Below are 5,331 nucleotides of genomic sequence, written 5' to 3' on the forward strand. Positions count from 1 at the left end.
TTGACTATCGACAAACTCCGCAGCAGTCGTGTTAGGGTCTGGGAGGTTGCCAGGAGGAGGGGCAATGCAAACTGGAGCAGAAGCTCAAGTCCAGGAGAAAAAAAGGGAAAAGGGAGCCTGGATCCAGAGGGACATTCGGCTGTTGGTGGTGGACATCGACGGCACGATTGCGGGGCCTTCCAACCAGGTTTCGGAGCCGGTGCGGCAGGCCATTCAAAAAGCCAAGGCTGCAGGCGTGCGGGTGGCCATTGCCACAGGTCGGATGCATCGCTCTGCTGAGCGGTTTCATTACGCCATTGGAGCGGACATGCCCCTCTGCAGCTATCAGGGGGCGCTTATTCGGGATCCCGACAGCCAAAAGACCTTGAAGCACTGGAGCCTGGACTGGTCGCTGACGGAGGAGCTGTTGCAGGTGCTGCAGGATCAGCCGGTGGGGGTGCACCTCTACATCGATGACCAGCTCTATGTGCGAGAGCTCAGCCCCCTCAGCCAAGCCTATGCCGAGCGCTCCCAGGTGCCGCTCCAGATGCTTTCCCCCGCCCAATATGGGAAAAGCCCCACCAAGATCCTAGCTGTTTCGGAAGATACGGAGTTTCTGCAGGCATTACAGGGATCCCTGCGGCAGCGGTATTCTCCTGAGCAGATCTACCTCACCCGCTCGGAGCCGATTTTTCTGGAGGCCACCCATCCGGCGGTGAACAAGGGCAATGCCGTTCGCTTTCTGGCGGAAGAGCTGCTGGGGGTGTCAGCGGAGCAGGTGATGGCCATCGGCGATGGCGACAATGACATTGAGATGCTGCGGTATGCAGGGATCGGGGTGGCCATGGGGAATGCCTCGCCGGCTTTGCTGCCCCACGCCGATTGGGTGGCTCCTCCCGTCAGCGAAGATGGAGTGGTGGCGGCCATCGAGACTTTTATCCTCGGCTAGGTAGGGATCCGAGGGTGGGCTTGGCTGCTTCTCCTTTTTCCCAAGTCGCGTTGCGTCCAGAACAGCAACGGGCATTGGCGTATCGCTCGGGGCCTCTGGGGATCGCGGCAGTTCCGGGGAGCGGCAAGACGTTCATCCTGGAGCTGCTAATCGCCGATCTCATCCTGAAGCGAGGGATCCCACCGGATCGCATCGGGGTGTTCACCTACATGCGTTCGGCACGGGTCAATCTGCTGCGCCGTATCAACCAACGCCTGCAAGAGGCGGGCTACCCAGATCGCTTTACCCAAGCCTTTACCTTGCATTCCCTAGCGCTGCGGGTGTTGCGGGAGGCCCCCGGCCCTTGGGAAGAGCTGTCCATCCTGGAGGGATATGAACAGGAGCGCCTGCTCAGCCGTCTCTGCCGCGCCTGGCTCGCCCACCACACTTACCTCTGGGAGCCGCTGATTCCCCCCGACGATTCCCACCAGAAGGTGGTTCGAAACCGGACGCGGTTCCGGCGCAGCTTCCAACAGATGGTGCAGGCGGTGATTAGCACGGCCAAGAATCTGCGTCTGGGGCCGGAGCAGATCCCTGCTGACAGGGAGGGCTATCTGGGTTGGGCGGCTCCGATCTATGCCGCCTACCAAGCGGAGCTGCGCCGCCTGGGCAAGCTGGACTACGACGACCTGGGCTGGCAGGCGGTGGAGCTGATCGAGCGCGACCCGGCGCTGGGGCAGCAGGTGCAAAGTTGGTATGACTACCTGTTCGAGGACGAGGCCCAGGACAGCTCCCCCCTACAAGAAGAGCTGCTGCGGTTGCTCAGCCAGCGCACCGGCAACCTGGTGCGGGTGGGGGATCCCAACCAAAGCATCATGGGCACCTTCACCACCGCCGAGCCGCGGCTGTTTCGTGACTTTTGTCAGGCCAGTCCCCGAGTAATCCTAGAAGAGTCCAGCCGCAGCGCCCCCCAGATCCTCGAGTTGGCCAACCGCCTAGTGGACTGGGTAAACCAGAAGCACCCCATCCCGGCCCTGCGCACCGCCCTGGCTCCCCAGCACATTCGTCCGGCCACCACCGGTGGCCAGAATCCCCCGGCCAGCGAGGGGCAGGTGGAGTTTCGCCGGGTAGCCGGATCGCCGGAGGAGGAGCTGCAGGAGGTAACACGGTGGGCCCTGGCAGCCGCCCAAGCTTTCCCCGACCAGACGGTGGCCATTCTGGTCACCACCAACGAGCTGGGGGGCAAGGCCCTCGACTACCTGCGGGAACTGGGGGCAGAGCAGGTGATCGACCTGTTGCGGGGCAACCCCAGCCAGCGGCGGGTGCTGCTGCAACTCAAGGGAATAATCGACTGGTTGGCCCAGCCCACTTCCTCTGCTCGCCTGGCTGCAGCCGTAGATCACCTAGCCGACTGGGCCGGGATCCCACGGGCTGAGCTACAGCCGATGCTGGGCTGGATCCGCGCCTCGCTGCCGGAGCGGCTGCTCTTTCCCCAGTTTGGGGAAGCCCCTACTTTGCCGGATAGCCCCTCTTGGCAAAGCCTGGGCAGGCTGCTGCGTACCCTGGGGGCTTGGCTGCGGGCTGGGCGCTCCCCTTGGCCGGAAGTGCTGAATGTAGTTGTCCAAAGCCTCTACCGCAAGCCGGAAGAACTGTTTGTGGGTCGCTACGTCATCGACCAGTTGGAGCAGGTGCTGGGATCCCTGCCTGAGGTCGATTGGCAGGAGATTGCCCAAGAATTTCAGGTGATTCTGGATTACCGCCTCAACAACCTGCCCTCGGAGATCTTTGCCTTCAACCCCGAGCCGGGCAGCATCACCGTTGCTACGCTGCACCGTGCCAAGGGTTTGGAATGGGATCAGGTCTTCATCCCCCAGGTGTCGGCCTACGAGTTTCCCGCCCAGTACGGAGAGCGTCGCCTTGGCCTAGCTTTTTTGGAAGATGTGGATATGCAGGCAGAGGCCCTGGCCCAGTTGCGACAGCTCAGCCGCAGAAGATATTGGGAGCTGCAGGCCAACTCTCCTACCGAACAGGCCTTTCTAGACTTGGCTGCAGAGCGGTTGCGGCTGCTATACGTGGGCATCACCCGCAGCAAGCGGCGGCTCACCCTCTCGGTATCCAGCCAATCTCGCTTTGGCGAAGAGCAGAGTTCATCGTTGGTGTTTCGCGTGTTGAGCCGCCCTTCCGAGGCGAGTTGACAGCGAGGCCTCGGGTTCTTCCTTGCCCCGCCGCAGCCTGCTAGCATGGCTAAGCCCGGTAGCACCGCCTTGCGGGATGGGGCAGTCGTTTAAAAGCATGGGTATTCTGCAATGCAACCTCGGCGTGTTGCCCGCGAACTGGCCCTGCTAGGGGTCAACCAACTGCCGGCCACGGCGGCCAAACTGAGCGAAAAACAACTGGAGGACTTGCTGCTGGCAGCCATCCGCGCCCTGCAGGAAGAGACCCATGAAACTCTCTCCACGGCGGCGGCAGAAATTCAGCGCAGCGATCGCCTGTTGCACGAGAGTGATCCCCTGTTATTGGCTGCTTCTGATGCCAAGGAAGAGGGCGGATCTCGCTCCCTTACTGTCCGCCTTCAGCAGGCCCAACGACATCTACAACGCTTGGAAACGGCTCTGAAGGCGGCCAACGCCCGCGACACCGCGCCGGGAGAATTGCTGGAGCTGGCCCACCAAGCCCAAGTGGCCCTCAGCAACGCCGGCCAAGCCCTGGAACACATGGAACAACGGCTGTACAGCGTCCGCCACATCCTGGATGAGGTCGTTCAGTTGTCCCAAAAGGCGGTCAACCGGCTGGGAGCTGCCCTCTCCATGCCGGAGCTGTTGCACATCGCCCAAGCGCAAGAGGTGCGCACCTATGCTCTCCAACTGTTGACTGCCCTGCGCACCCATAAGGAGGCTATCGATGCCCGTTTACAAGGGGTTTTGGTAGGCTGGCAACTGCAGCGGGTGGGGCGGATCGAGCGCGATATCCTGCGCCTGGCAGTGGTGGAAATGGAGATCCTGCGCAGCAGCCCCGACAAGGTCGCCATCAACGAAGCTGTAGAATTGGCCAAAAAATACGGGGATCCGGAGGCCGCCGCTTTCGTCAACGGCGTGCTGCGACGAGTGGTGGACAACCCGGTGGAGACCCACAGGGGCCCTGCTGCCGGCTCGGCGGGCTGAGCAGATCACGGGGGATCTTCCTTGCCAGGGTAAAAGTCGGGATCCATCACCTGCTCTAATGTGCAGGGACACTGGGCCGGCAGATCTGTCTCAGACAGGGGCGTTTCTCTCACCACCACCAGGATCCCGTCCTGATAAGCTTCTTGCGGGGCTGCCACGGGCTTGAGGCTGGGATTGTCCCTGAGCAACCGCTGGATCTGGCGGCGTTGTTCGGTCATCGTTGCCCGCCAACCTTTGCCTCGCAGGTGGGGCTGGAAGTGCCCCTTCAGCAGATGTCCTAGCAAGATCCCTGGCCAGTTCAGCAGGGCAGCTTGCTCTTGCCTCCAGAAGCTACGTGCTGCCACTCCTCCCTTCAACCTCGACACTGGCTAGGGGTAGGTTGGGATCGGCAGCGGCGAGAGAGGGTTTTGCGGATCCAGAAGCGGGCGATGAGACTCGAACTCACGACATCCAGCTTGGGAAGCTAGCGTTCTACCACTGAACTACGCCCGCACAGAACCGGGCCCGGCATCCTGAAGCCCTGTCTCTTCTAGTTTATCATCATCTTGCACGTGGGATCCCTGATACAACTGAGGCAGCCTTCTGTCTGCAACCTATGTCCAGCATCCTCTTGCTCTCCGGTAGTCCCAGCACTCCTTCTCGCTCGGAAGCGATTTTGCATCACGCTGCCGGGATCCTGTCCGGTCTCGGGTTGACAACGGAGTTTGTCTCGGTGCGGGACTTGCCGCCAGAGGATCTGGTGCGGGTCAACTTCGAGAGCCCTCAACTCAAGCAGATTCAGGAAAAGGTGGCCCAGGCCGCCGGGATCATTCTCTCCGTCCCTGTTTACAAAGCTTCTTACCCAGGTGTGTTTAAGGCACTGCTGGATTTGCTAGACCAAGATGCCTTTACCGGCAAGGTGATTCTCCCCATCGCCACAGGCGGAACGCTGGCCCACCTGCTGGCCATCGACTTTGCCATGAAGCCGGTGCTGGCCGTGATGGGCGCAACCCATATCTTGAAAGGGGTCTACATCCTCAGCTCGCAAATCCAGTTTGAGGCGGACGGCACCCTGCGGCTGGAGGCCGACGTTGAAGAACGTCTGCAAGCGGGGATCCGAGCGCTTGCCCAGGCGGTGCAATAGAGGCATACAACTTCTAGGAACTTTCCAACGATTTTTCGTTCAGGCAGCAGGGGACAGCTAGTGAATGAACTACCCCACCGCGTAGGCGGGTGGGGTTTCCTCACCCGCTTGACAGCAGAGCTTTTGTCTCTTCTTCTGCC

Annotated in this window: 5 protein-coding genes and 1 tRNA gene; 4 read left to right on the plus strand and 2 right to left on the minus strand. The window is 61.3% G+C overall.

Going from position 1 to position 5,331, the window contains the following annotated elements; translation table 11 throughout:
* Nucleotides 1-64 precede the first annotated feature (64 nt).
* From NW841_RS11625 to nusB, 3 genes are all read left to right on the plus strand, one after another.
* Nucleotides 65-928, plus strand: a complete 864-nt coding sequence (locus NW841_RS11625; protein WP_414365933.1) for a Cof-type HAD-IIB family hydrolase — start codon at nt 65-67, stop codon at nt 926-928.
* 14 nt (nt 929-942) lie between these two features.
* Complete coding sequence (locus NW841_RS11630; protein ID WP_414386509.1) at nt 943-3,102, plus strand: ATP-dependent helicase; 2,160 nt, start codon at nt 943-945, stop codon at nt 3,100-3,102.
* Nucleotides 3,103-3,213: 111 nt separating this feature from the next.
* A complete protein-coding gene (gene nusB / locus NW841_RS11635) occupies nt 3,214-4,068 on the plus strand; it encodes a transcription antitermination factor NusB (RefSeq protein WP_414365935.1) in 855 nt (284 codons plus the stop codon).
* A 5-nt stretch (nt 4,069-4,073) separates the two neighbouring features.
* On the opposite strand, the gene NW841_RS11640 is transcribed toward nusB, so the two are convergent.
* Together NW841_RS11640 and NW841_RS11645 are read right to left on the minus strand one after the other, a co-directional pair.
* Nucleotides 4,074-4,412 (minus strand): DUF29 domain-containing protein, encoded by a 339-nt coding sequence (locus NW841_RS11640; RefSeq protein WP_414365936.1) that lies wholly within the window; start codon nt 4,410-4,412, stop codon nt 4,074-4,076.
* 76 nt (nt 4,413-4,488) lie between these two features.
* Nucleotides 4,489-4,560, minus strand: a tRNA-Gly gene (locus NW841_RS11645).
* A 103-nt stretch (nt 4,561-4,663) separates the two neighbouring features.
* Here NW841_RS11645 and ssuE point away from each other — a divergent pair.
* Entirely contained in the window at nt 4,664-5,191 is a 528-nt protein-coding gene (gene ssuE / locus NW841_RS11650) for an NADPH-dependent FMN reductase (protein WP_414370493.1), read from the plus strand.
* Nucleotides 5,192-5,331 lie beyond the last annotated feature (140 nt).

Origin of the sequence: Synechococcus sp. H60.3 (genome assembly GCF_047462295.1) — a bacterium.
In the GTDB taxonomy this organism is placed as follows: domain Bacteria; phylum Cyanobacteriota; class Cyanobacteriia; order Thermostichales; family Thermostichaceae; genus Thermostichus.